17 protein-coding genes are annotated in these 24,116 nt (G+C 45.1%); 10 read left to right on the top strand and 7 right to left on the bottom strand.

All coding sequences use genetic code 11. The annotated features are described in order from the left end of the window. The 7 genes from L2744_RS08735 (at position 1) to mdoH (ending at position 9,191) form a co-directional block, all read left to right on the top strand. Positions 1 to 219, top strand: coding sequence for a DUF4266 domain-containing protein (locus tag L2744_RS08735; RefSeq protein ID WP_248991548.1), 219 nt, complete (start codon positions 1 to 3; stop codon positions 217 to 219). Between the two features lie 88 nt (positions 220 to 307). After that, a complete protein-coding gene (locus L2744_RS08730; RefSeq protein WP_248991547.1) occupies positions 308 to 1,639 on the top strand; it encodes a DUF3570 domain-containing protein in 1,332 nt (443 codons plus the stop codon). 182 nt (positions 1,640 to 1,821) lie between these two features. Next, complete coding sequence (locus L2744_RS08725) at positions 1,822 to 2,727, top strand: FAD:protein FMN transferase (protein ID WP_248991546.1); 906 nt, start codon at positions 1,822 to 1,824, stop codon at positions 2,725 to 2,727. A 10-nt stretch (positions 2,728 to 2,737) separates the two neighbouring features. After that, on the top strand, positions 2,738 to 3,397 hold the full coding sequence (locus L2744_RS08720) for a response regulator transcription factor (RefSeq protein WP_248991545.1): 660 nt from the start codon (positions 2,738 to 2,740) through the stop codon (positions 3,395 to 3,397). A 91-nt stretch (positions 3,398 to 3,488) separates the two neighbouring features. Beyond that, positions 3,489 to 4,883 (top strand): ATP-binding protein, encoded by a 1,395-nt coding sequence (locus L2744_RS08715; RefSeq protein ID WP_248991544.1) that lies wholly within the window; start codon positions 3,489 to 3,491, stop codon positions 4,881 to 4,883. Positions 4,884 to 5,343: 460 nt separating this feature from the next. Further along, on the top strand, positions 5,344 to 6,984 hold the full coding sequence (locus tag L2744_RS08710) for a glucan biosynthesis protein G (protein ID WP_248991543.1): 1,641 nt from the start codon (positions 5,344 to 5,346) through the stop codon (positions 6,982 to 6,984). A gap of 23 nt (positions 6,985 to 7,007) precedes the next feature. Beyond that, positions 7,008 to 9,191, top strand: coding sequence for a glucans biosynthesis glucosyltransferase MdoH (gene mdoH, locus L2744_RS08705; protein ID WP_248991542.1), 2,184 nt, complete (start codon positions 7,008 to 7,010; stop codon positions 9,189 to 9,191). 156 nt (positions 9,192 to 9,347) lie between these two features. Here the strand turns inward: mdoH and ansA are convergent, their stop codons facing one another. Continuing rightward, a complete protein-coding gene (ansA, locus tag L2744_RS08700) occupies positions 9,348 to 10,361 on the bottom strand; it encodes an asparaginase (RefSeq protein WP_248991588.1) in 1,014 nt (337 codons plus the stop codon). Between the two features lie 139 nt (positions 10,362 to 10,500). Next, a complete protein-coding gene (gene sppA / locus L2744_RS08695; protein ID WP_248991541.1) occupies positions 10,501 to 12,348 on the bottom strand; it encodes a signal peptide peptidase SppA in 1,848 nt (615 codons plus the stop codon). Between the two features lie 165 nt (positions 12,349 to 12,513). Between sppA and L2744_RS08690 the strand changes: the two genes are divergently transcribed. Both L2744_RS08690 and L2744_RS08685 read left to right on the top strand, forming a co-directional pair. Further along, positions 12,514 to 14,532, top strand: a complete 2,019-nt coding sequence (locus L2744_RS08690; RefSeq protein WP_248991540.1) for an NADPH-dependent 2,4-dienoyl-CoA reductase — start codon at positions 12,514 to 12,516, stop codon at positions 14,530 to 14,532. Between the two features lie 157 nt (positions 14,533 to 14,689). Further along, positions 14,690 to 15,172, top strand: coding sequence for a YciI family protein (locus L2744_RS08685; protein WP_248991539.1), 483 nt, complete (start codon positions 14,690 to 14,692; stop codon positions 15,170 to 15,172). 54 nt (positions 15,173 to 15,226) lie between these two features. Here the strand turns inward: L2744_RS08685 and yfaE are convergent, their stop codons facing one another. The 5 genes from yfaE to ubiG form a co-directional block, all read right to left on the bottom strand. After that, positions 15,227 to 15,667, bottom strand: coding sequence for a class I ribonucleotide reductase maintenance protein YfaE (yfaE, locus tag L2744_RS08680; protein ID WP_248991538.1), 441 nt, complete (start codon positions 15,665 to 15,667; stop codon positions 15,227 to 15,229). Between the two features lie 12 nt (positions 15,668 to 15,679). Beyond that, on the bottom strand, positions 15,680 to 16,810 hold the full coding sequence (gene nrdB, locus L2744_RS08675; protein ID WP_248991537.1) for a class Ia ribonucleoside-diphosphate reductase subunit beta: 1,131 nt from the start codon (positions 16,808 to 16,810) through the stop codon (positions 15,680 to 15,682). Between the two features lie 63 nt (positions 16,811 to 16,873). Continuing rightward, a complete protein-coding gene (gene nrdA, locus L2744_RS08670) occupies positions 16,874 to 19,162 on the bottom strand; it encodes a class 1a ribonucleoside-diphosphate reductase subunit alpha (RefSeq protein WP_248991536.1) in 2,289 nt (762 codons plus the stop codon). A gap of 394 nt (positions 19,163 to 19,556) precedes the next feature. Continuing rightward, positions 19,557 to 20,225 (bottom strand): HAD family hydrolase, encoded by a 669-nt coding sequence (locus tag L2744_RS08665; RefSeq protein ID WP_248991535.1) that lies wholly within the window; start codon positions 20,223 to 20,225, stop codon positions 19,557 to 19,559. Position 20,226: 1 nt separating this feature from the next. Continuing rightward, positions 20,227 to 20,937 carry a bifunctional 2-polyprenyl-6-hydroxyphenol methylase/3-demethylubiquinol 3-O-methyltransferase UbiG gene (gene ubiG / locus L2744_RS08660; RefSeq protein WP_248991534.1) on the bottom strand — a complete coding sequence of 237 codons (711 nt, stop codon included), beginning with the start codon at positions 20,935 to 20,937 and terminating at the stop codon, positions 20,227 to 20,229. Between the two features lie 384 nt (positions 20,938 to 21,321). Here ubiG and gyrA point away from each other — a divergent pair, with 384 nt between their 5' ends. Next, the gene (gyrA, locus tag L2744_RS08655) at positions 21,322 to 24,072 is read left to right on the top strand and encodes a DNA gyrase subunit A (RefSeq protein WP_248991533.1); all 2,751 of its coding nucleotides are present in this window, start codon (positions 21,322 to 21,324) and stop codon (positions 24,070 to 24,072) included. The last annotated feature ends 44 nt before the right edge of the window (positions 24,073 to 24,116 follow it).

Genomic DNA, 24,116 nt, shown 5'->3' with positions numbered 1-24,116 from the left:
ATGCTTAAACCCGCATTTATCGCAGTCTCTCTCATCATTGGTTTGAGTGGTTGTTCAAGCTTAGGTGTCGAACCGTGGGAAAAAGGCCAGTTGGCCCGTAGTGATATGGCGCTTGACAGTGAAAAACTCGATTTAGCGCTGGATGATCATATTTATTTTAGTAAAGAAGGTAGTAGTGGTGGCCGAGCCTTTGCAGGCGGTGGATGTGGCTGTAACTAAAATGCTTCGGGGTGTTATGTGGTGAAATATTCCCATGACATCAAGGAGTTCAAAATGAATATCAAGTGGCCTACAGGTGTTGTCAGCTATGACAAATAGACAAAATACCCTCAAAAAGATACAAACAAAGCAACAAACTAAGCAGATTGCAAGCGCCCTCGCGCTAGCCAGTTGTGGTCTGTTTACCACCAGTGCCTATGCCACTGAATTAGCAAAAAAAACCGATGACTGGAAAATTGATGCTGCGCTGATGTATTACGGTGAGCAAGATAGAGTACAGGCGATTGAGGCGATAGGTACAGCGCAAAAGGCCTTTGGTGACGATAGTGTGTTGGATCTCAAACTGGTTGTTGATAGCTTAACGGGCTCATCGGCATCGGGAGCTGTAGCCCAAAGCACTAGTCAAACCTTCACCCGTCCATCGGGGAATGGTCAATATCATGTATCCGCGGGTGAAACACCGCTTGATGACACATTCCAGGACACCCGGGTTCAAGCGAATGTCGCGTGGAGCGAAGTGCTTAATCCTGATTGGAAACTTAGTGTCGGTGCCTATGGTTCTAAAGAATTTGATTATATGTCTATCGGCGCGAATGTAGGCATTGAACGGGGTTTTAATAAAGATAATACGACTTTATTTTTAGGTACTGCCTACAGTTTTGATGTTGTAGATCCTGAAGGCGGGCGACCAGTCGATTTATCTGCCATGGTCATTCGCGATAACTTCACCACAGAAGAGGCCTATCGCACTGCATTTGAGGCGACCCGCCAAAGTGGTAGCGATAACAAACAGACTGCCGATCTTATGTTAGGTGTCACCCAAGTGCTCAGCGAGCGTTGGTTATTGCAGGCAAACTATGGTTTATCGAGTGTAAACGGATACTTAACCGATCCATACAAAGTGCTCAGTGTGGTCGATAATAATGGTATTACTGAAGAGATACTGTATGAGAGCCGACCAGACTCACGCTTGAAACACAGTTTTTATGTGATGACAAAAGGGGCATTAGACGCTGGCGTGGTCGATTTTTCCTATCGCTACAATACCGATGATTGGGAGCTCACTTCGCATACCTTAGAGACCCATTACCGTTATTATTTTAGCGGTAGCTTCTACGGCCAATTGCATTTGCGTTACTATCAACAAAGTGCAGCTGATTTTTATCAACCCTTTTTGATGGCCGATACCCCTTTGCCTGAGTTTGCCAGTGCCGATTACCGAATTGGTAAGATGACGGCGTACACAATTGGGGTGAAATTTGGTCATAAATTGTCTGGTGGACATGAAATGTCTTATCGATTGGAATATTATCAGCAAGATCCGAAAAACGATGGCACAACCATTCCGGGGGAGTTGCAAAATTTCGATCTTTTCCCGACTCAAAAGGCAATTGCGGCACAGTTTAGTTATTCTTTTTAAAGAATACCTACCACACTAAATATTTGCCTACGCAGCGTTTAGATGCTGAGTCAGATAGTGAGTGAGATGGTAGATCGTCAGTTGCTAAAAATTATGGGTAGCTTTGCTACCCATAATTAATTTATTTTCCCGTTTGTTCAACGTGGCCGATGGTGTAATGCAATATTAATGGGTCATTTATAATGCCTACTTTATCCCTTAAAAAAACGCCTTATACCTTGTCGCGTCGTGACTGGGGTTATATTGGCGAGTTTCGCGCCATGGCGAGCCCTTGTGAGATCCTTATTGCCTGTGATGAACTCGACATTGCCGATGATATACTCGATATGGCGGTGACCGAGGTTCAGCGAATAGAACAAAAGTACAGCCGCTTTATTGCGCAAAACACGCTCTGGCATTTGAATCATGCCCAAGGTCAAAAACAATCAATCGATGAAGAAACTTGGCAATTAATGTCATTTTCCCAGCAGTGTTTCCAGTTAAGTGAGGGATTATTTGATATTTCGGCAGGGCCTTTAATGGCGCTTTGGCGATTCGAGCCTAATGCTCCATTGCCTGCCCATGCTGATATTCTTAGGACAAAAGCACTAGTGGGATTTGAGCGAATAGACTTTAATTCACGATATTTATCAATGCCAGCAGGAATGCAACTGGATTTTGGTGGTGTGGCAAAAGAATACGCAGTCGACAGAGTCGCCTATGAGTTAGCAGAGTCTTATCCTGCTATTGCGGTGTTGGTTAATTTCGGGGGGGATATTGCCTGCCCAATTGAAAAATCGGTCCCATGGCAAGTGGGGATTGAGGATCCGCAACGTCTTGACCATGCAGCTAAAGTGCTTTCTATCCGTCAGGGCGCTTTAGCGACCAGTGGCGATACCCGTCGGTTTATTGAGATTGAGGGAAAGCGTTACGGACATATTATCGATCCGCGCACTGGGTATCCTGTGGTTTGCGCGCCACGTTCAGTGACTGTGCTGGCCCCAAATTGTGTTACCGCTGGAATGCTTGCAACGATGTCGATGTTGCAAGGGGCTGATGCTGAAGTATTTTTGACGCAACAATGTGTTAAATACAGTATTTTTAGGTAGGGCAAAGCTAATGCGCATTATGTTAGTCGAAGATAATGAATTACTTGCACAAGGTATTTGCCTAAGTTTGGCAAAGTTGGGTATGCAAGTTGATCATCTCAATAGTTATAAACAAGCATTACAAGGCGTTAAAAATGAGACCTTTAGCGCAATAGTTCTCGATCTTGGCCTACCAGATGGTAACGGAAAGGATCTACTGAAAGCTTGGCGCCAACAAGGCGTATCAATCCCTACTATAGTGCTCACTGCTAATACCGATTTTGATACTAAACTTGAGTGTTTAGATATGGGGGCCGACGATTACTTAGGTAAACCCTTCGATGTACGTGAACTGGCTGCGCGTATTCGCGCTATTGTGAGACGTCAGTATGGGTTAGATCATAACAGCCTGATGGTTGGTGCTTTATGTATCGATTTAAACACCCGTGATGTGACCTTTAGAGATCAAAACATTCTCCTCTCAAGGCGAGAGTTTCAACTTTTATTGGAACTGGCCCAATCGGCTGGACGTGTACTGACTCGCAGCCAGTTAGAGCAATTGACCTACGGTTGGGATGAGGTTGGCAGTAATTCTATTGAAGTTCATATTCACCATCTACGTAAAAAGCTTGCCAATGAGCTGATCAAAACGGTGCGCGGTATCGGTTATACCTTGATTGAAGTGAATTAACTCGCCTGAAATTAAATTCCTCAAGGAATTGAGTGACAAACCCTAAGTTTATGGTATTTAGTTGATAACCTTAAATGATGGGAATATAGCTGTGAACCGATTAAAGGAGTTGGATGTGTATTCACTGCGTTTGTTGCTGACGCTGCTGATGCTTTCAGGGATCTGCGTCTCTGTGGGGATTTCTAGCTGGTTTAGTACCTTAGATGCGAAACATCAAATCGAAGAGTTATTCGATGCGCAAATGTTGCAGACCGCTAAAATACTTGAGCTTTTTTATCATGATGAGGTGGATGCTCAAGCACTGAATCCTATACCTCAAGTTCTCCATGTTCCCGATAGCGAGATAAGTTCTTTTGCTGAAAAAGCGGATGCATTAAAGCTTGCCTATGAGCATAAACTGGCATTTCAGATCTGGAATGAGGCGAGGCAAGTGTTAGTTCTGTCGGATAATATTGGTCCGCAACCTATCACTGAATTTGAGCAGGGATACCACCAGACAGTATTGGGAGATGGGCTTTGGCACGTTTTTAGTTTTTTTTCTACCAAATATCGGGTGTGGATTATCACTGCCCAGCAGGATGAGGTGCGCCAGGAGCTTGTCTCACAAATTATGCATAATACGGTCATCGTTCCCTTAATTGTGGTGCCATTGACTCTACTTATCGTGAGCTTATTGTTTTATATTGTATTTAAGCCATTAAAAACCTTTGAGAAAGAACTGATCCAGCGAGCTCCTAATGATCTCACACCGTTGACTATGTCGTTGCCCAAAGAGCTTGTTCCTGTGCGTAATGCTCTTAATCAGTATATTAGGAGTATTGCGCGTTTTATTGCGAGGGAACGTCGTTTTAGTGCCGATGCAGCCCATGAGCTTAAAACTCCCTTATCTGTGATTAAATTACATCAACATGGCTTAGAGAGTCTTGTAGGAGATGATCCGCAGCAGCGGTTTCACTTAGCTGCGATTGATGCCGGTGTTGTACATATGAGCCATACTGTAGAGCAGTTATTAGTGCTTGCACGGGTCGATTCGATCCATGAGTTAAATGTGCAATCCAATCCAATTTTGGCCATAGTGGAGGATGCATTAAATCAGTTAATGCCACAAATAACTGATTATGAATGGAATATTCAAATCGACCCTAACTTAACCTTAAGGTGCGATCGATTTTATTTGCTGTTAGTCCTGAAAAACATCATTGAAAATGCTTGTAAATACAGCCCTGTAGAAACAGAAATTTCAATTTCCGCGCATTCAGTACCGTCAGGCGTTGAGATCTGTATCGCTGACCGTGGGCAGGGTATGACAGTAGAGCAAATTGCCAGTGCAACCGAGCGTTTTTATCGTGTGAATGAAAATGAAGGCATAGGCGCAGGACTTGGGCTATCTATCTGTCACCACATCGTTGAGCTGCATCAAGGACGACTGGAGATAAAATCGCGGGAGCAGGGAGGATTAGCGGTCACCCTTTTTCTACCACAATAAGGATTTTTGAGTTATCGAGATTAACGGAGCGCACTCTGGCGGCGTTCCGTAACTGATATGGTGGTATCTCCCTGCAAAAATATTCTCAACTGTACCAATCAATTAGCTCGCTAGTTGAGTTATATAGCCTAAGATAGTTATTGGTGTATGACCCTTCTTAGGGATAATTTCCCGTACTATAAATAGAGATTTACTTCGATGTTTGGGGTGCTGATTGCTTTTTTAGTGAAATGGATAGGTTAATACCAACTTGTTATTCTTTAATGGTATAAGTATATTGCTAAATAGTATTGTGTAGGCGAGGTTAACTGCATCTTTATTTATGAGTTTTTTTCTCCTTCTGATATCTTTCGCGATATGTAGCAGCATGTTCTTTTTCAGCTTAAAATAGAGATGAAAAAATTTCACTGTATACAGAAAAAACATTGATTTCTTAGTTTATTTTTAGGTTACCTATTCTATGGTTAGCTTGTTGCGTTGCCAATCGTCAAAACCTTATTCGTCCCTTATTTGTTCACTGGCACTAGGTGTAGCTTTTGCTCTGTCTGGTACAGCGTACGCGGAAGAGACAAAACCGACTGAAATTGCTCCAGTCCCTGCGCCAGTGGTGACGCCACCAAAAGTGACTCCTGCGCCTGCGACTAAAAATCAAGTAAGATTCACCAAGACAGGCGCTTTTGATAGTGACTCTGTGGTGAAACTTGCCCGAAAATTGGCAGCAAAACCCTATACGGTACTGAAAGATCCTTTGCCTGCTGGTCTGGCAAAACTAACCTATGATGAATACCGTGATATTCGTTTTAACCCGACGGCATCTATTTGGCGTGATCAAGGGTTACCTTTTCAAATGCAAATGTTTCACCGTGGATTTTATTTCCAAGATTTAATTGAAATCGCCATGGTTGAAGGCAATAACGCAACCCACTTAGCCTATGAACCTAAGTATTTCACTGCGGGTGATGTTATCACTCAGGCACTACCAAATGATGACATTGGTTACTCTGGTTTTCGTATCCATAATCAGTTGAATAACAATGGTGTATTCGATGAGTTGATGGTGTTCCAAGGTGCGAGTTATTTCCGAGCGTTAGGTAAAGGTAATGCCTATGGATTATCTGCCCGTGGTCTAGCACTAAAAACCGCAGAGGCAGAAGGGGAAGAGTTTCCTATTTTCCGAGCATTTTGGGTTGAGCGTCCTCACTATGACAGTAATTTGATCGTCGTACATGCACTGCTAGACAGTCCGAGCGTTGCGGGGGCATATCGTTTCTCGGTTCGTCCCGGTGATAACACTCAAATCGATGTTGAAGCGACGCTTTTTCCTCGGGTTGAGTTAAGTAAAGTCGGTCTTGCACCCAGTACGAGTATGTTTTTACACTCACTCAATGGCCGTCATGATACCGATGACTTTAGACCAGAAGTGCATGATTCTGATGGTTTATTAATGTTCAACGGTCGTGGTGAACACCTATGGCGTCCGTTAGCTAACCCTCGTCAATTGCAGGTCAGTGCCTTTTCTGATAACTCACCGCAAGGCTTTGGTTTGATTCAGCGTGAACGTAGTTATGCTGCCTATCAAGATCTTGAAGCACAATACGAACGTCGTCCAAGTTTATGGATTGAACCCGTTGGCAACTGGGGACAAGGTGCAGTTGTTCTCACTGAAATTCCAACAGAATCAGAAATTCATGATAATATCGTGAGCTTCTGGAAGCCGCGTCAACCTATTCCTGCTGGAAGCGAGTATCACTTTGCTTACCGCATGAGCTGGGGCGAGGAACCCGGAGTAAAAGCCAATTATGTGGTGGTTAGCCGTACAGCAAGTGGCCGTGCCGACATTGCTAAAGCGACTCCTAGACGTTTATTTGTAGTGGATTATCAAGTAAATGGTGCGATGCCTGATGAGTTACCCCTTGCTAAAGTGGAAGCTTCTGGTGGCATCGTTTCTAATGTAGTGATCGCCCCTAATGCTACCAATAATGGCTATCGCCTCGCATTTGAGTTAGAACCAGAAGGTAAAGAACTTATCGAACTGCGGGCTGAACTCAAGTTCCCAACACCTCGTCAGGTTGAAACCTGGCTCTATCGCTGGACGCTTTAAGGTCCATGACGGAGCAAAATAATATGACTGTATCCGAGAATTCGGTACTCGAAACTGAAGTGCTCGTCGGTGGCAGCGCTATGCCAAATGAAAGGCCTGGCGCTATGGAACCCCAAAGTTTAAGTGAAATGCCTGAGGGATTTCCTCGCCGCAGCACTGTGGCGAATGGGGTACGTTCAGGTTCCTTTAGGCGCTTCCTTGTGGTCGGTGGCGCTCTGCTACTTTCATCATTTGCGATTTATGAGATGGGCGCAGTATTCAGTATTGGGGGAATAACCCCCTTGGAATACTTGGTGCTATTGCTTTTTGCAATCAACTTCTGTTGGATCGCACTCGCGTTTTGTAGTGGTATTGCAGGTTTTTTAATTTTACTTAGAAAACCAAAGGCAAAAGATCTTGAAGTGACCGAGTTACATACTCGTACTGCCATTTTAATGCCAACCTATAACGAGTCCCCTGATCGGGTGTTTTCTGCAGTATCTGTGATGGCTGAAGCCTTATCACAGACAGGGCATGGCCACGCCTTCGATTGGTTTATCTTAAGTGATACGACCGATCCTGAGATTGCTCTGTTAGAAGAACAGGCATTTTTGGTGTTGCGCCAAGAAACCCATAAACATTCCCGAGTGTATTATCGCCGTCGCCGTAAAAACGTGGCACGTAAAGCGGGTAACGTAGCAGATTTTTGTCGTCGTTGGGGTTCACGTTATGATCACTTATTAGTGCTTGATGCGGATAGCTTAATGGAGTCTTCTACCATCACAGGCCTTGCGCAGCGTATGCAGGCGGATCCTGATGCAGGGCTTATCCAAACCATACCTTCGCTCATTAACGGTACCACCTTAATGGCTCGCTTACAGCAGTTTGCGGCGCGTATTTATGGTCCTGTGATTGGTACAGGTTTAGGTTGGTGGGTGCAAAAAGAAGGTAACTTCTGGGGCCACAACGCGATTATTCGTACTGAAGCGTTTATGAGTGCAGCGGGTTTACCTAATCTGAAAGGTAAACCGCCCTTTGGTGGGCATATCATGAGCCATGATTTTGTGGAAGCTGCGCTTATTCGCCGTGCGGGTTGGAGTGTGGTGATTGCCTATGATCTGCCCGGTTCATACGAGGAATGTCCGCCATCAATCGTTGACTTGGCGGTACGTGATCGCCGTTGGTGTCAGGGTAATTTGCAACATTCGCGTATTTTGCCGACCAAAGGGTTGCACTGGGTCAGCCGTTTACATTTGTTGACGGGAATTATGGCGTATTTATCATCGCCATTTTGGTTATTGTTGATCTTAACGGGTTTAATGCTCGCCTTGCAGGCGCACTTTATCAGACCTGAATATTTCACCGATCAGTTTTCTTTGTTTCCTACATGGCCAATCATGGACTCGGATAGGGCATTGAGATTGTTTTATATCACTATGGGTGTGTTGTTTGGTCCCAAGGTATTTGGGGTGTTACTGCTACTCAAAGATGGTCAGTTTGCCCGTAGCGTGGGCGGCCGGATTAAAGCCATTTTCAGTGTATTGTTTGAAGTGGTTCTCTCCGCCTTGATTGCTCCTATTATGATGTTTATCCATTGTGGTGCAGTAATGTCGATCCTGATGGGACGCGATAGCGGCTGGTCACCTCAACGCCGTGATGATGGCAGTATGCCATGGTTAACGCTTATTTATCGCCATCGCTGGCATATGCTAGCGGGTGTGATGTTGGGTTATGCCGCCATTTTGGATTCATTAACTCTGTTAGCGTGGATGAGTCCTGCATTGATTGGTTTATGGTTTGCTGTACCTATTTCTGCCTGGACTGGCTCAGTAAAAATTGGTGAAGTGTTCAAGCGTGCAGGCATTTTAGCAACGCCAGAAGAACGTAGTCCTGCGGCGATTTGTTTGCAGGCGCAGGGTGCGCGTGCAGCTTATCAGGCACATATTTCAAAGCCATGGACATTAGCGCAGTTATTAAAAGATCCTGCGTTAATGGAGTTGCATTTAGCTATGGTGGATAAACAACCACTACGTGCAGCGGGTACGCCCATTGAGCCTGTCGAAGCCATTGTGCATGTTAAAGTACATGAAGCGCAGTGCCAACAAAGTGCGATGGCATTATTTAATCGCCAAGAAATGGCATTAGTATTAGCTAATCCATTGATGTTGCGTAGTTTACAAAAACTACCTGAGCAGTTTGTGGCAGAGGATTTAGTGTCTTTTTGCTAGCGGTTCACGGTCACTCAACTTCAGATCTCGAATGAGTTTAGCGAGTTAGAAGATAAGCTAAAAATAAAATGCCACTGATTTATCAGTGGCATTTTTGTCTCTATGGCGTATCAGAAAATTTAATTTATACGGCGCGGTCTAAATAATATTTAGGCATTAATCAATGCTGAGTTCACCCACTAAATTTTGCAACATAGCCGCTTTTATTTCACTCGGTTGTAAATCTTTAGAGAGTAGATAATGCAGTTTTGCTAGGGCCGCTTCAATGGTCATATCGGCGCCACTAATAACCCCAGCTTTAGCTAGGGCATTGCCCGTTGCATAACCTCCCATATTCACTTTACCTTGGAAACATTGGGTAAGATTGACCAGCACTATTCCACGCTCATCAGCCTGTTTTAAGGTGTTAAGCAGTGCCGTATCTTGTGGCGCATTACCGACACCAAAGGTGAGTAGTATGAGCGCTTTTACCGGTTGTTGAAGAATGTTTTCAAAAATCTGAGTTGAAATACCCGGATATAAGGTCACGACTCCAATAGGTTGCGGACTAATATTAGCGACTTCTAACTGTTTACCACTTGCCACCGCAATTTTACCCGCTCGCAGGTTGATTTTTATCCCCGCTTCTAACAACAGTGGAAAATTGGGTGATGCGAAGGCATCAAAACCATCGGCGTGGGCCTTAGTCGAACGATTACCACGGAATAGTTTGTTATTAAAGAATAAACACACTTCCGCCACCGGATAGTTTGCCGCAATATACAGTGAGTTTAATAGGTTGGTTTGGCCATCGGAACGTAATTGGGCAAGGGGGATTTGTGAGCCCGTAACAATTACAGGCTTGGATAATCCTTGTAGCATAAAGGATAATGCCGACGCAGTGTACGCCATAGTATCCGTACCGTGAAGGATAACAAAGCCATCATATTCTTGATAATTATCTTTAATATCATCGGCAATCATCTGCCAATCGGTCGGTGCCATGTTTGATGAATCGATTAACGGGCAATATTCGTGGATCACGAAATCCGGCATTTCATCATGGTAGAACTCAGGCATAGATTGCACGCACTGAGTGAGGAATCCCGCAACGGGAACAAAGCCATTATCGGTTTTTTGCATACCGATAGTGCCACCTGTGTAGGCTACATAAATGGAGCGTTTAGTCATTCTTGTCATTATCTTAGCTGCAAGTAGGCCGATTATACGATTTTGCTGAGTTAAACCCAATAAAAAAGCCGATTTAACATCGGCATTTAAATCGAACCTTTAGAGCTCTGTGACGATAGGTTAACCCGGTTGTTATGGATTAATTGAGTAACTCACAGTTGTCACAATAAATATAAACATGGTTAGGATCATTGAAAGATGCAATCGTCTTCAGGCTGCCTGTCCATTGTTGTAACATTTGTTCAAGCACAGATGAATGACTAAGTGATGCGGGTAAATAACTCGATACTGAGGCAAACAGTTGCTGGACAAAAAGTTCTTCTGGCGTTAATTCTTGCTCAATCACGCGGGTATCGAATAGGCTTAAATTTGCCAATTTTGCGGCCTTGGCGATAGCGTCATCTATGTCACCTAGCTCATCGACCAAACCTAAATCAAGGGCTTTTTTACCGCTCCATACGCGACCTTGGGCAATCTTATCGACTTGTTCTAACGTCATTTTACGTTCTTTGGCGACGAGGGAAATAAAGTCTAAGTAACCTCGCTCAATATGACGTTGGATAACGGCCTCAACCTGAGATGACAGGGTACGAGTTACTGATAAACCAGCCCATTCTGATGTTGATACACCGTCCGTATGTATCCCAATGCTATCAAGGGAATCCTCAAAGGTGGTGATCATTCCAAAAATGCCAATTGAGCCCGTGAGTGTTGTCGGCGTGGCAAAAATATAATCTGCACTGGCTGAAATCCAATAGCCACCGGATGCGGCTAGACTTCCCATACTGACAACGACAGGTTTCCCCGCAGCTTTTAAGGCAAGTAGTTCTTGGCGAATTTGCTCCGAGGCGAAGGCACTTCCCCCAGGGCTATCAACTCTGAGTACTAGGGCTTTAATGTGCTTATCAAAGCGTGCTTTACGTAACAACTCTGCCGTGCTGTCGCCACCAATTTGCCCAGCAGGTTGCTTACCATTAAGGATAGTGCCACTAGCAACGATAATACCGACGCTGTCCTGCTCAATAAAGTTGGGTAGGGGAGCGACAAGAGTTAAATAATCATAAAAACTGATTTGCTTAAAACTATCACCACTTTCCGCCTTGCCTATCGTATCGAGCATGGTTTTACGAAAATCTTCCGTTGTTGCCAGTGAATCAACCCATTTCATATTGATAGCCATAGTGGCAGAGTCGCCTTGGGCTTTGTCTAACTCAGCTAAATAGGTTGAGGCATCGAGAACGAGGGCATTGGCGTCTATATTGCGATTATTGGCTACGGTTTGGGTATAACTTTGCCATACATCGGCGAGTAGTTCGCTGTTAGCTTCTTTTGCGGCATCTGACATATCGTCACGCATATAGGGTTCAACGGCGGATTTGAATGTGCCTACACGGAAAATATGGGCTTTTATTTTGAGTTTTTCTAAGGCCGATTTGAAGTACAGGTTATACATGCTGAGGCCATCGAGTGAAACTGCACCCTGAGGATTGAGATATATCGTATCGGCAAAGCTGGCGAGAAAATATTGATTCTGTGGGTAATAATTACCGATGGCAACCACTTGTTTACCGCTTTCTTTGAAGCGATTGATGGCAGTACCTATGGATTGTAGCTTACTGATCCCCGCACGTTTAAGATCGGCTAAATCTAAAACTAGGGTTTTAATCCTATTATCTTGCGCTGCGTTATCAATAACGTATAGCACATCTGCGAGCAGGATTTCACCATCGGCATTTGCTTTATCCCCTTGTTTTAGAGCTGCTTCTATAGGATCAATCTGTTGTTTTTGATCGACGATAGAACCAGCAAGGTTAAGCACGAGTGCTGAATTGTCCTCTACTTGGATATCTTCGCCAGCACTAATTGAAATAATGATAGCAGCCAAGATACCAAAAAAGATCAAATTGAGGATGAGTTTACGGGTCCCGTTGAGGATATTCCAAATAAACAAACATATTCTCTTGAAAAACGATGGGTTAGCGGACATTTGCCACTCCTTTATAAGTCCAATCTGCCCATGCTAACCGAAAATCTCGTTTCAGGCTAAACACAATTGTAAAGGTTTTTAACTTAAGGCCTCTAAGCAACGGTTGAGCTTAGATTTGACTCAAGGTATGCTGATTTAAATCACTTGTTTTAAAAGGACGTTTGAATGTCGTTTCCCCACTTATTAGAACCCTTAGATCTGGGTTTTACCCAGCTCAAAAACCGCGTGCTTATGGGCTCAATGCACACAGGTTTGGAAGAAGAAAAGGGCGGATTTGAGAAACTGGCAGCGTTTTATAAGGAACGCGCTCTGGGCGGTGTAGGTTTGATTGTCACTGGCGGTATTTCCCCTAATCTTCGTGGTCGCCTTACGCCCCACGCTTGTCAGTTAAGTTTTCCGTGGCAAGTGGGTAAGCATCGTGCGGTCACGCAGGCGGTGCATGAGGCTGGCGGTAAAATCTGTATGCAAATACTGCACGCGGGTCGCTATGGTTATCATCCTTTTTCACAAGCACCGAGTAAGATTAAATCCCCGATCACGCCCTTTACACCATCGGCCATGTCTGGGCGCCAGGTTCGCTCTACGATCAAAGATTACGCAAGTTCCGCTGCCTTGGCTAAAAGAGCTGGTTATGACGGTGTAGAGGTGATGGGCTCTGAAGGGTATTTGATTAATCAGTTTGTCAGTGCTCGCACTAATACCCGTAGCGATGAATGGGGAGGCAATTTTGAAAAGCGAGCGCAATTTCCGATAGAAATTGTTAATGCGATACGCGCTAAAGTTGGCAATGATTTTATCATTATCTTCCGTCTTTCTATGCTCGATCTAGTCGATAATGGCTCTACTTGGGATGAAGTGGTGCAATTGGCAAAATGGCTCGAACAAGCGGGTGTGTCGATTATCAATACTGGCATTGGTTGGCATGAGGCTCGCATTCCGACGATTGCAACCAGCGTACCGCGGGGCGCATTTGCATGGGTCACGGAAAAACTTAAAGCATCGGTATCGATACCATTAATTGCGACCAACCGCATTAACACCCCCGAGATTGGCGAGCAGATAATTGCCTCTGGTCAAGCAGATATGGTGTCCATGGCGCGGCCTTTCCTTGCTGATCCTGAGTTTGTGAACAAAGCCGCGGCGAATACGCCTGAATTAATAAACACCTGTATAGGATGTAATCAGGCTTGTTTGGATCATACCTTTTCCCTAAAACGTGCAACGTGTTTAGTGAACCCTCGTGCTTGTTATGAGACAGAAATCAATTTCTTACCAACATTACATAAAAAACGGATTGCGGTGATGGGCGCGGGGCCAGCAGGTATGGCATTTTCAGTTTATGCCGCCATGCGTGGTCATCAAGTGGTGTTGTTTGAAGCGAAATCTGAGGTTGGCGGCCAGTTTAACTTAGCCCGTAAAATCCCCGGGAAAGAAGAGTTTAACGAGACAATCCGTTATTTTATCAACCAAATTAAGCTGCATAAGGTTGAGCTCAGATTAAATACTCGCCTCGATGCCAGTGTGCTGGCGACAGAAAAGTTTGATGAAGTGGTGATAGCGTCAGGTGTTGTGCCGCGCGATTTAATCTTGCCAGGGTTTGACGACCCACGGGTGGTTGATTATCAAAAAGTGCTTTCGGGTGAAGTCTCTGTTGGTAATACCGTAGCCTTGATTGGTGCCGGCGGCATAGGGTTTGATATGGCGCACTTTTTGTGTGAGCGCCAGTCGAGCACCTTGAACCCCGATAAATGGCTACAACAGTGGGGTATAGATAAAACCTACCAACATGCGGGTGGCCTGACAGAACCGCATTCCGACAATACCGATCATCGGAAGGTGTACTTGCTGCAACGTAAAACCTCGAAGATGGGCAAAGGTTTAGGTAAAACAACCGGCTGGATCCACCGCATCGTGCTAAAGCAACATGATGTGAAAATGAAAACTGGCGTGAGCTACGATAAGTTTGATGATGCTGGATTGCATATTCGTGTGGGCGAAACCAGTGAAGTGTTGGCTGTCGATAATGTGGTGCTCTGCGCCGGACAAGAATCGAATCGCACTTTAGTGGATGAGATGAAAGCAACGGGCTTGCCTGTTCATCTGATTGGCGGTGTCGATGTCGCAGCCGAGCTTGATGCCAAGCGAGCGATCCGCCAAGGTGCAGAGCTGGCGATGCGTTTATAGTCAGCCTGAAGATTTGCCTGTGTTCTTTCATCGAAAGTCTGAACCTTGTTCAGGCTTTTTTATCAAATTTTCGTCAGTGTTGCCTCAAATACACTAAAGTTAGAATGTATGAAATTTAACTATATAACTAACCTGTCAATCATTTAGGTCATTGTCTATGCAGATTAAAACCGTAATTAAATCTAAAGTGATATTCAGTTTTATTGTTGGCGTGTTAAGTTTTTCCACCGTCAGTTTCTCAGCCCACAGTGATTCGGTGTTTGATCCGCAGCGCGCCAATAAAGCGGGCGCCGATGACTACGGCATGAAACCCTATGTGATGGCATTTTTAAAACGAGGGCCTAATCGTGATAGGACGAAGGAGCAAGCGCAACAGTTACAAAGAGCGCATCTCGATAATATCACCCGTCTTGCCAATGAGGGTAAACTCATTCTAGCTGGACCATTTCTGGATGATGGCGAGTTGCGCGGTATTTACATTTTTAATGTCACCAGGGTTGAAGAAGCGAAAGCATTAACTGAAACCGATCCTGCGATCCAAGCGGGCAGTTTGGTGCTGGAACTCTTACCTTGGTATGGCAGTGCAGCATTAACCGAACTCCACGAGCTACATAAAGTGATGGCGAAAAAAGCGATATAGGGAATAGTAAGCAGGATCTTAATTGGGTGCAGGAATGCCGCTATCTATGATTTCTCACTCTTCCTGCAAAATGGGCTTCCGTATTGGTGTACGCGGGTCACTTGGCTTGTGACTATGTGATTGCCCATAATGCGCGGGAGTTACAGAACTGTGGATTGACTTGGATTTAGGAGATGAAGTAACTACAGCCGCGCCTTCGGGTGATAAATCTAGCTCTAAATCCCCTACAGGCACACAGCAACAAGGCAGACACTCATCACTATTGAGTTCGGCTAAAGGCTCGCTTAGATAACGTACCTTGCCGTTGATGATATTGGTTTTACAGGCTCCGCAAAAACCGTTACGGCATTCAGAGAATATTTTTACTTTCTTGGCTTCGAGCGCTTGCAACAAAGATCCCTGTTGCTCGGTATAGAGCAACACAGGTTGTCCCCGAAGGCGCACTATGGGCGCCTTCACAAAGGGGTTTTTAGCCACTTCTAACTTTTTTGTCACTAGACTATTGCCTTAGAGATCAAAGTCGAGGAATTCATCGCCATCTACCGCTGAGTCGATTTGGCCGACAAGGTATGAAGAAACTTCCACTTCTTGAGGGGCAACTTGCACCGCATCACTTTCTAACCAGTTTTTCATCCAAGGCAATGGGTTAGTGCTTTCTGGATAAGGTAGTGGCAGATTGACGGACTTCATGCGTTGATTGGTGATAAATTCAACATATTGGCAAAGAATTTGCTCATTCAAGCCAATCATAGAGCCATCTTTGAACAGGTATTTCGCCCACTCTTTTTCTTGTTCAGCCGCTTTTAAGAAAAGATCATAGGACTCTTGTTGGCATTCTGCGGCAATTTCGCCCATTTCAGGATCGTCTTTACCGCCTTGCATTATGCTCAGAATATGCTGAGTGCTGTTTAAGTGTAAGGCTTCATCACGGGCGATTAAGCGGATGATTTTCGCGTTACCTTCCATAAGCTTGCGCTCAGCAAAAGCAAACGAGCAGGCAAAGCTGACATAAAAACGAATAGCTTCTAGGGCATTGACTGACATCATGCACAGATAGAGCGCTTTTTTGAGTGTGCGGGTATTAACGACTAATTCTTTGCCATCGATAACATGGGTACCCCAGCCATGCAGGTGAAATACTTGAGTGAGCTTAATCAAGTGGTCGTAGTATTCGGCAATGTCAGTTGCGCGGCGTAAAATTTCTTTATTCACAACGATATCGTCAAAAATCACCGAAGGATCGTTGACGATATTGCGGATAATATGGGTGTAAGAGCGCGAGTGGATAGTTTCAGAGAAAGACCAAGTCTCTATCCAGGTTTCTAGTTCGGGCAATGACACTAAGGGTAAAAATGCGACGTTAGGTGAACGACCTTGGATAGAATCGAGCAGCGTTTGGTATTTCAAGTTTGAAATAAAAATATGCTTTTCATGATCGGGTAGATCGTTGTAATCAATTTTATCGCGACTGACGTCAACTTCTTCGGGGCGCCAAAAGAAAGATAACTGCTTTTCTATCAGTTTTTCGAACACTTCATATTTTTGTTGATCATAGCGTGCCACATTGACCGATTGACCTAAAAACATAGGTTCACGGGTAGCATCGTTAGGTGTTTGACAGAAGGTAGAGTAGGCCATGTTGCTATTTTTCCAATGGGCAGGGATCCCAAAGGATCCCTGCAAAACCGTTAACGTTAAAGACTAAATCTTACAGGCGCCACCGGCGCAACCGTCGTCTTCTTTCTCTAAGTTGGTGATGTCGTCGTGTGAATCCGACGCACCATCGCGAGTGTTATGGTAGTAAAGCGTTTTTACACCTAACTTGTAGGCATTGAGCAAATCTTTCAGCAGGGTTTGCATCGGCACTTTACGGCCTTCGAAACGTGAAGGATCGTAGTTGGTGTTGGCCGAAATCGCTTGATCAACAAACTTCTGCATAATACCCACTAACTGCAAGTAACCGTCGTTGCTTGGCATTTTCCACAGCAACTCATAGTTATCTTTTAAGGTGTCAAAATCAGGCACCACTTGCTTTAGTTGACCGTCTTTACTGGCTTTTACGCTGATAAGACCGCGTGGAGGCTCAATACCATTAGTGGCGTTTGAAATCTGTGATGATGTTTCAGACGGCATCAATGCAGACAATGTTGAGTTACGTAAACCGTACTGCTTAATATCGCTGCGCAGTGATTCCCAGTCTAAATGTAACGGCTCATTACAAATCTTATCTAAGTCACGTTTATAAGTATCTATCGGTAAAATGCCTTGGGAGTAGGTGGTCTCGTTAAATAACGGACAAGCACCTTGCTCTTTAGCCAAATTCATAGAGGCTTTTAGCAAGTAGAACTGAATCGCTTCAAAGGTTCGGTGAGTGAGATTGTTTGCACTGCCATCGGAATACTTCAGGCCATTTTTGGCTAAGTAGTTAGCAAAGTTAATCACACCTACGCCGAGTGTACGGCGATTCATAGAGGCAATTTGTGCTGCTTTGATTGGATAATCTTGGTAATCCAATAGGTTATCCAGTGCACGCACTGCTAAGTCTGCTAATGGCTCAAGTTCTGACAGTTCTTTAATCGCCCCTAAGTTTAAGGCCGACAAAGTGCAGAGTGCGATTTCGCCATTAGGATCATCAATGTTATTCAATGGTTTAGTTGGCAGCGCGATTTCAAGGCATAGGTTAGATTGTCTGATCGGCGCAACTTTTGAATCGAATGGGCTGTGAGTGTTACAGTGATCCACGTTTTGAATGTAGATACGGCCAGTCGAAGCACGTTCTTGCATCATCAGTGAAAATAGCTCAACCGCCTTCAGCGTTTTCTTACGAATATTGCTGTCTTGCTCATACTGCAGATATAAACGTTCGAACTCATTTTGATCTTCGAAGAAGGCATCGTATAGACCTGGTACGTCCGATGGACTGAATAGGCTGATATTTTCGCCTTTGATCAGACGTTGATACATGAGTTTATTCAGTTGCACACCGTAATCTAGATGACGGATACGGTTGTCTTCTACGCCGCGGTTATTTTTCAATACCAGCAGAGATTCAACTTCTAAGTGCCAAATTGGGTAGAACAGGGTGGCAGCACCACCGCGTACACCGCCTTGAGAGCAAGACTTGACCGCCGTTTGGAAATACTTATAGAAAGGTAAGCAACCTGTGTGGAAGGCTTCACCACCACGAATTGGGCTACCTAGGGCACGAATACGACCAGCGTTAATGCCGATACCCGCACGTTGGCTAACGTATTTAACGATAGACGATGCGGTTGCATTAATTGAATCTAAGCTATCACCACATTCAATTAATACGCATGAACTGAATTGACGCGTTGGCGTACGAACACCCGCCATGATAGGTGTTGGTAAAGAAATCTTAAATGTCGATACTGCGTCATAGAAATCTTTAACGTATTTTAAACGGTTTTCCTTTGGATAACGGGCAAACAAACAGGCCGCTACCAGAATGTAGAGGAACTGGGCGCTCTCGTAGATCTCGTGGGTCACTCGGTTTTGAACTAAATATTTACCTTCGAGCTGCTTAACGGCGGCATAGGAAAAATTCATATCGCGCCAATGGTCGATATAGGTGTCCATGATATCGAGTTCTTCACGGGTATAATCCTGCAGAATATGCATATCATACTTGCCGAGCTCGACGAGTTTAGTCACATGATCATACAGGGCTGGCGGCGCGAACTGACCAAAGGCCTTCTTACGCAAATGAAACACCGCTAAACGGGCCGCAAGGAACTGATAGTCTGGTGATTCGGGCGAAATTAAATCCGCTGCCGCTTTGATAATGGTTTCGTGGATAGTTTCAGTGGGAATACCATCGTAAAACTGCAGGTGCGAGCGAAGTTCAACTTCAGAAACAGAAACGTTTTTTAATCCCTTGGCAGCCCAAGTAATTACGCGGTGTATTTTTTCGAGATCGATATTCTCACGTTCACCACAGCGTTTTGTGACTGTTATAGTGCTATTCATTGAAGAGAGGCCTTGGTTCTGATATCTATTCAGGTGAGCTAAGTCACCGTACGTTTCCTTGTAAAACAATCAACAAACGTCCCTTAAATACAGCTGACTCCCTAAAATGGAGTCAATTAAGCGGGGAGTTTCTAGTGTGTCTGATTGCTACCGATACACAAGATATGGTGTTTTAAATATTCTGAGATACAAGATAGTGAGGTTTGACTCTATTTGCAAGTTAGAATTTAGGGGGTATCTTGTGGATATCTTGAGGATAAGCAGTTGTGTTAGTGAAGGCTAACCTTGAAGCTCCATTTCAGAGTAGCGTACATGATCCGTGTCGACTTTTTGCGCGATCTCACCTGAGATCGCGATCGCTAAAATAAGCAGCAATATCGATCGAACCAGTCAACTAACGTGCTGCAATTAAGGCCTGATGAACGGCTAAAGGTGAGCCAAATTGCGCAAATGCAGGCCAATTCTGTGGTTTATCCTCTTCACTCAGATAACCCCATAATGCCACGCCGCCAAGCATACCAGCCGCTTTTGCGGCGAGTAAATCCCGCTCTGCATCCCCTAAATACAGAATATGTTCAGGTGCGCAGTTAAGCTGCTGTGCACCAAGTAACATAGGCGCCGTATGGGGTTTAGCATAGCGGGTTGAATCGCCGCTGATGACTACCTGCATCCGCTGGTGCAAATTCAGTTTTCTAACCAGCGGGCGAGTAAAGCGCGCTGGTTTATTGGTAATAACGCCAAATGGCAGTTGCTGTAGCTCAAGCCAGTCGAGCAATACATCCATACCTGTAAATAATCGACAATGGTCGCCATTAATACGTTGATAATGCGCGAGTAGCCCTTGCTGGATCTGAATACGCAGGGACTCATCAGCATTGGGGATAGCAGCATCAACTAAGGCAAAACTGCCGTGGGAAGCGGCGCTACGTAATGCGTTAAAGGGTTTTGCTTCAATCCCTGCATCACAGAGACTTAAGTTAAGTGCTTGCACAAGATCTGGCGCGGTATCGGCAAGCGTGCCGTCCAGATCAAACAATACGCCTTTAACCTGTGCCAAACTCATCTTAATCAACCTTTTGGGTTGCAATCATATAATTGACATCAACCCTTGGGGTGTACTTAAAAATACCTGTCAGCGGGTTATAGGTTATCCCAAGGGCATCTTTGCAGATAAGATCTGTGTTATCCACTAGCTCGATCAACTCCGAGGGTTTGATAAATTTATTATGATCATGGGTGCCAATCGGCAGCATTTTAAGCAGATATTCAGCGCCTAAAATCGTTTCGATATAGGATCTTAAGTTGCGGTTAATCGTGGAGAAAAACACAAAGCCGCCGGGTTTGACCATATCGCAGCAGGCTTGAATAACAGACTGTGGATTGGGCACATGCTCGAGCATTTCCATGCAAGTCACCACATCGTAATAGCCTTGATGATCTTGGCTATGGGCTTCGGCAGTATTTTTCAGGTAATCAATGTTAACGCCAGTTTCAATGGCGTGAAGACGCGCGACTTCTAGGGGCTCTTCACCCATATCCAGACCATCGACTACAGCACCGATGCGCGCCATGCTTTCAGATAAAATGCCTCCACCGCAACCCACGTCGAGCACTTTTTTACCAAAAATACCACCCGCGGTTTGATCGATATAATTTAAGCGCAGCGGGTTTAATAAATGCAACGGCTTAAACTCGCCGTTAAGATCCCACCAAGTTTCGGCCATACGTTCAAACTTTGCGATTTCCTGCGGGTCTACATTGGTATTGTGTTGCATGCGATTACCTGAAGCGGCTGTATTGTGCGGCTATTATAACGACTATGATTTATAAACAAAGTGCTCGCTGGATCTAAGTCCTTGTGGTTGAGTGAAATTTCGACAACTTTTGTCTTTATATCCTATAACTGCGTACTTAGCCGCATTTTCTGTTTACAGATTAACCTATGTTTGAGCTCGAATTGGCATGAAACACCGTCTTTTACCAAGCTCACAAGTCTAAATTGATAGTGTTTTCATCTATTAAGTTGCTTCCTTCTCAATTCGAGTCGGATAGGTCTGGCGACATTAAATAACTGTGTTAGAATGCCAAATCACGTTTTTGGGCCTGACAATGATACGGATTATGCGTTGTCGGCTATTTTTCAGGGGAACGAGCAGTTTATGACTGATCTGGCATCATCTATTTCGCCAATTAATATCGAAGACGAACTAAAGAATTCGTACCTTGATTACGCCATGAGCGTTATCGTGGGACGTGCATTACCAGACGTGCGCGACGGCTTAAAGCCGGTACATCGCCGCGTTCTGTTTGCCATGAGTGAATTGAAGAACGATTGGAACAAGCCTTACAAAAAATCTGCCCGTGTGGTCGGTGACGTCATCGGTAAATATCACCCCCATGGTGACTCTGCTGTTTATGACACTATCGTCCGTATGGCCCAGCCATTCTCACTGCGTTACACCTTAGTAGACGGCCAAGGTAACTTCGGTTCGGTCGATGGTGATTCCGCGGCGGCAATGCGTTATACCGAAATCCGTATGGATAAGTTAGCGCACCAATTACTGGCCGATCTTGAAAAAGAGACGGTTGATTTCGTCCCTAACTACGACGGCACAGAGCAAATTCCTGCCGTACTACCCACACGCGTACCTAACCTGTTAATTAACGGTTCATCGGGTATTGCCGTGGGTATGGCAACCAACATCCCACCCCACAACTTAACTGAAGTGGTTAAAGGTTGTTTGGCACTGATTGAAGAGCCCTCACTGTCGATTGAACAGTTGATGGAATACATTCCAGGTCCGGATTTCCCCACGGCGGCGATTATCAATGGCCGTAAAGGCATTATCGATGCCTATAAAACTGGCCGTGGCCGCGCGATTATGCGTGCACTGGCGGATGTGGAAACCGAAGATAATGGCCGCGAGCGTATTATCGTCACTGAAATCCCTTATCAAGTGAACAAAGCCCGTTTAATCGAGAAGATTGCCGAGCTGGTTAAAGATAAAAAGCTTGAAGGGATCAGCGGTCTACGCGACGAGTCTGATAAAGACGGTATGCGTATCGTTATTGAAATTAAACGCGGTGAAGTGGGCGAGGTGGTACTCAATAACCTTTATGCTCAAACGCAAATGCAGTGCTCTTTCGGGATTAACATGGTGGCACTGACCAATGGTCAGCCTAAGCTATTTAATCTTAAAGAAATGCTTGAATGTTTTATCCTGCATCGCCGTGAAGTGGTGACGCGTCGTACCGTATTCGAATTGCGTAAAGCCCGTGAGCGTGCCCATATTTTGGAAGCGCTGGCGGTTGCACTGGCTAACATCGACCCGATTATTGCGTTGATCAAAGCCTCGCCAACGCCTGCTGACGCCAAAGTGAAATTGGTTGAGCAAGGTTGGGAATTAGGCCATGTTCAAGGCATGCTGGAAAAAGCGGGCGATGACGCCGCACGTCCCGAGTGGTTAGAGCCACAATACGGTATTCGTGACGGTCAATACTTCCTGACTGAGCAACAAGCTCAGGCCATTCTGGAACTGCGTTTACACCGTTTGACCGGTCTTGAACACGATAAGATCATCGCCGAATACGAAGAGTTACTCGAATTTATCGCTGGCCTGCTGTTTATTCTGCGCAGTCCTGAGCGTTTGATGGAAGTGATCAAGGAAGAACTAGCTCAAATCCTTGAAGAATACGGTGATGCTCGCCGCACTGTGATCAACGCCAACGAAATTGATATGAGTCTTGAAGACTTGATCAACGAAGAAGACGTTGTAGTGACCCTGTCTCACTTAGGTTATGCCAAGTATCAACCGTTGACCGATTATCAAGCCCAGCGTCGTGGTGGTAAAGGCAAAGCTGCGACCAAAGTGAAAGACGAAGATTTCGTTGAAAAACTGCTGGTTGCCAATACTCACGACACCATTTTGTGCTTCTCTGACTTTGGTAAGATGTACTGGCTGAAAGTCTATCAATTACCACTGGCGAGCCGCACTGCCCGCGGTCGTCCAATTGTTAACTTGTTGCCACTTGCCGATGGTGAGCGCATCACTGCGATTCTGCCAGTACGTGAATACGCGGCTGACAAATACATCATCATGGCGACTTCAAACGGTACTGTGAAGAAAACCGCACTGACCGCCTATAGCAACCCACGTGCAAACGGCATTATCGCTGTGAACCTCAAAGACGGTGATCAACTGATCGGTGTCGATATCACTAACGGTGATGACGAAATCATGTTGTTCTCCAACGAAGGTAAAGTGGTTCGCTTTGGTGAGAAAGTACGTGACTCTGAAACGGGCGAAGTGAAAACCGATCCTGAATCAGGTGAAGAAGTCCTATCCCTACGTCCAATGGGCCGTACTGCAACAGGCGTCCGTGGTATTCGTTTAGCTGAAGGTCAAAAAGTCGTGTCGCTTATCGTGCCTAAAGGCGATGGCGCAATTCTGACGGTGACGGAAAACGGTTATGGTAAACGGACTCAACTGTCTGAATATCCTGCGAAGAGCCGTGCGACTAAAGGTGTGGTTTCAATCAAGGTGAGCGAACGTAACGGCGCTGTTGTTGGGGCTGTTCAAGTTGGTCTTAACGACGAACTGATGCTCATCAGTGATAAAGGTACCTTAGTGCGTACACCTGCAAGCGGCGTGTCTATCATTGGCCGTAACACTCAAGGTGTAACGATTATCCGTACTGCGGGCGACGAGAAAGTGGTCGGCCTACAACGTATCGACGAAATTCAAACTGAAGAAGATGAAGTCGAGCTGGATGAAAACGGTTTGCCGATTGTTCCTGTCATTATCGAAGGCGAATTAGCCGATGATGAACCCCTTGACGATGACATCGATGAGGATGAACTGGACGAAGATGAAGACGAGCTTGCCGATGATGAGCAAGACGAAGACTAATTAAGTGCCATTAAAACGAGCGTCCAATAGGACGCTCGTTTTTT

It is taken from the genome of Shewanella profunda, assembly GCF_023283765.1.
Taxonomy (GTDB): Bacteria; Pseudomonadota; Gammaproteobacteria; order Enterobacterales; family Shewanellaceae; genus Shewanella; species Shewanella profunda.
The sequence above is the reverse complement of the archived record's forward strand: the minus strand, read 5'-3'. Positions and strand labels throughout refer to the sequence as shown.

Excerpts from the sequence above, each read along its gene's own strand:
- sppA (WP_248991541.1), bottom strand. The coding sequence starts at position 12,348 with ATGTCCGCTAACCCATCGTTTTTCAAGAGAATATGTTTGTTTATTTGG.
- L2744_RS08730 (WP_248991547.1), top strand. The coding sequence starts at position 308 with ATGACAAATAGACAAAATACCCTCAAAAAGATACAAACAAAGCAACAA.
- nrdB (WP_248991537.1), bottom strand. The coding sequence starts at position 16,810 with ATGGCCTACTCTACCTTCTGTCAAACACCTAACGATGCTACCCGTGAA.
- L2744_RS08725 (WP_248991546.1), top strand. The coding sequence starts at position 1,822 with ATGCCTACTTTATCCCTTAAAAAAACGCCTTATACCTTGTCGCGTCGT.
- ubiG (WP_248991534.1), bottom strand. The coding sequence starts at position 20,937 with ATGCAACACAATACCAATGTAGACCCGCAGGAAATCGCAAAGTTTGAA.
- ansA (WP_248991588.1), bottom strand. The coding sequence starts at position 10,361 with ATGACTAAACGCTCCATTTATGTAGCCTACACAGGTGGCACTATCGGT.
- L2744_RS08690 (WP_248991540.1), top strand. The coding sequence starts at position 12,514 with ATGTCGTTTCCCCACTTATTAGAACCCTTAGATCTGGGTTTTACCCAG.
- mdoH (WP_248991542.1), top strand. The coding sequence starts at position 7,008 with ATGACTGTATCCGAGAATTCGGTACTCGAAACTGAAGTGCTCGTCGGT.
- L2744_RS08665 (WP_248991535.1), bottom strand. The coding sequence starts at position 20,225 with ATGAGTTTGGCACAGGTTAAAGGCGTATTGTTTGATCTGGACGGCACG.
- gyrA (WP_248991533.1), top strand. The coding sequence starts at position 21,322 with ATGACTGATCTGGCATCATCTATTTCGCCAATTAATATCGAAGACGAA.
- L2744_RS08710 (WP_248991543.1), top strand. The coding sequence starts at position 5,344 with ATGGTTAGCTTGTTGCGTTGCCAATCGTCAAAACCTTATTCGTCCCTT.
- L2744_RS08735 (WP_248991548.1), top strand. The coding sequence starts at position 1 with ATGCTTAAACCCGCATTTATCGCAGTCTCTCTCATCATTGGTTTGAGT.
- nrdA (WP_248991536.1), bottom strand. The coding sequence starts at position 19,162 with ATGAATAGCACTATAACAGTCACAAAACGCTGTGGTGAACGTGAGAAT.
- L2744_RS08720 (WP_248991545.1), top strand. The coding sequence starts at position 2,738 with ATGCGCATTATGTTAGTCGAAGATAATGAATTACTTGCACAAGGTATT.
- L2744_RS08685 (WP_248991539.1), top strand. The coding sequence starts at position 14,690 with ATGCAGATTAAAACCGTAATTAAATCTAAAGTGATATTCAGTTTTATT.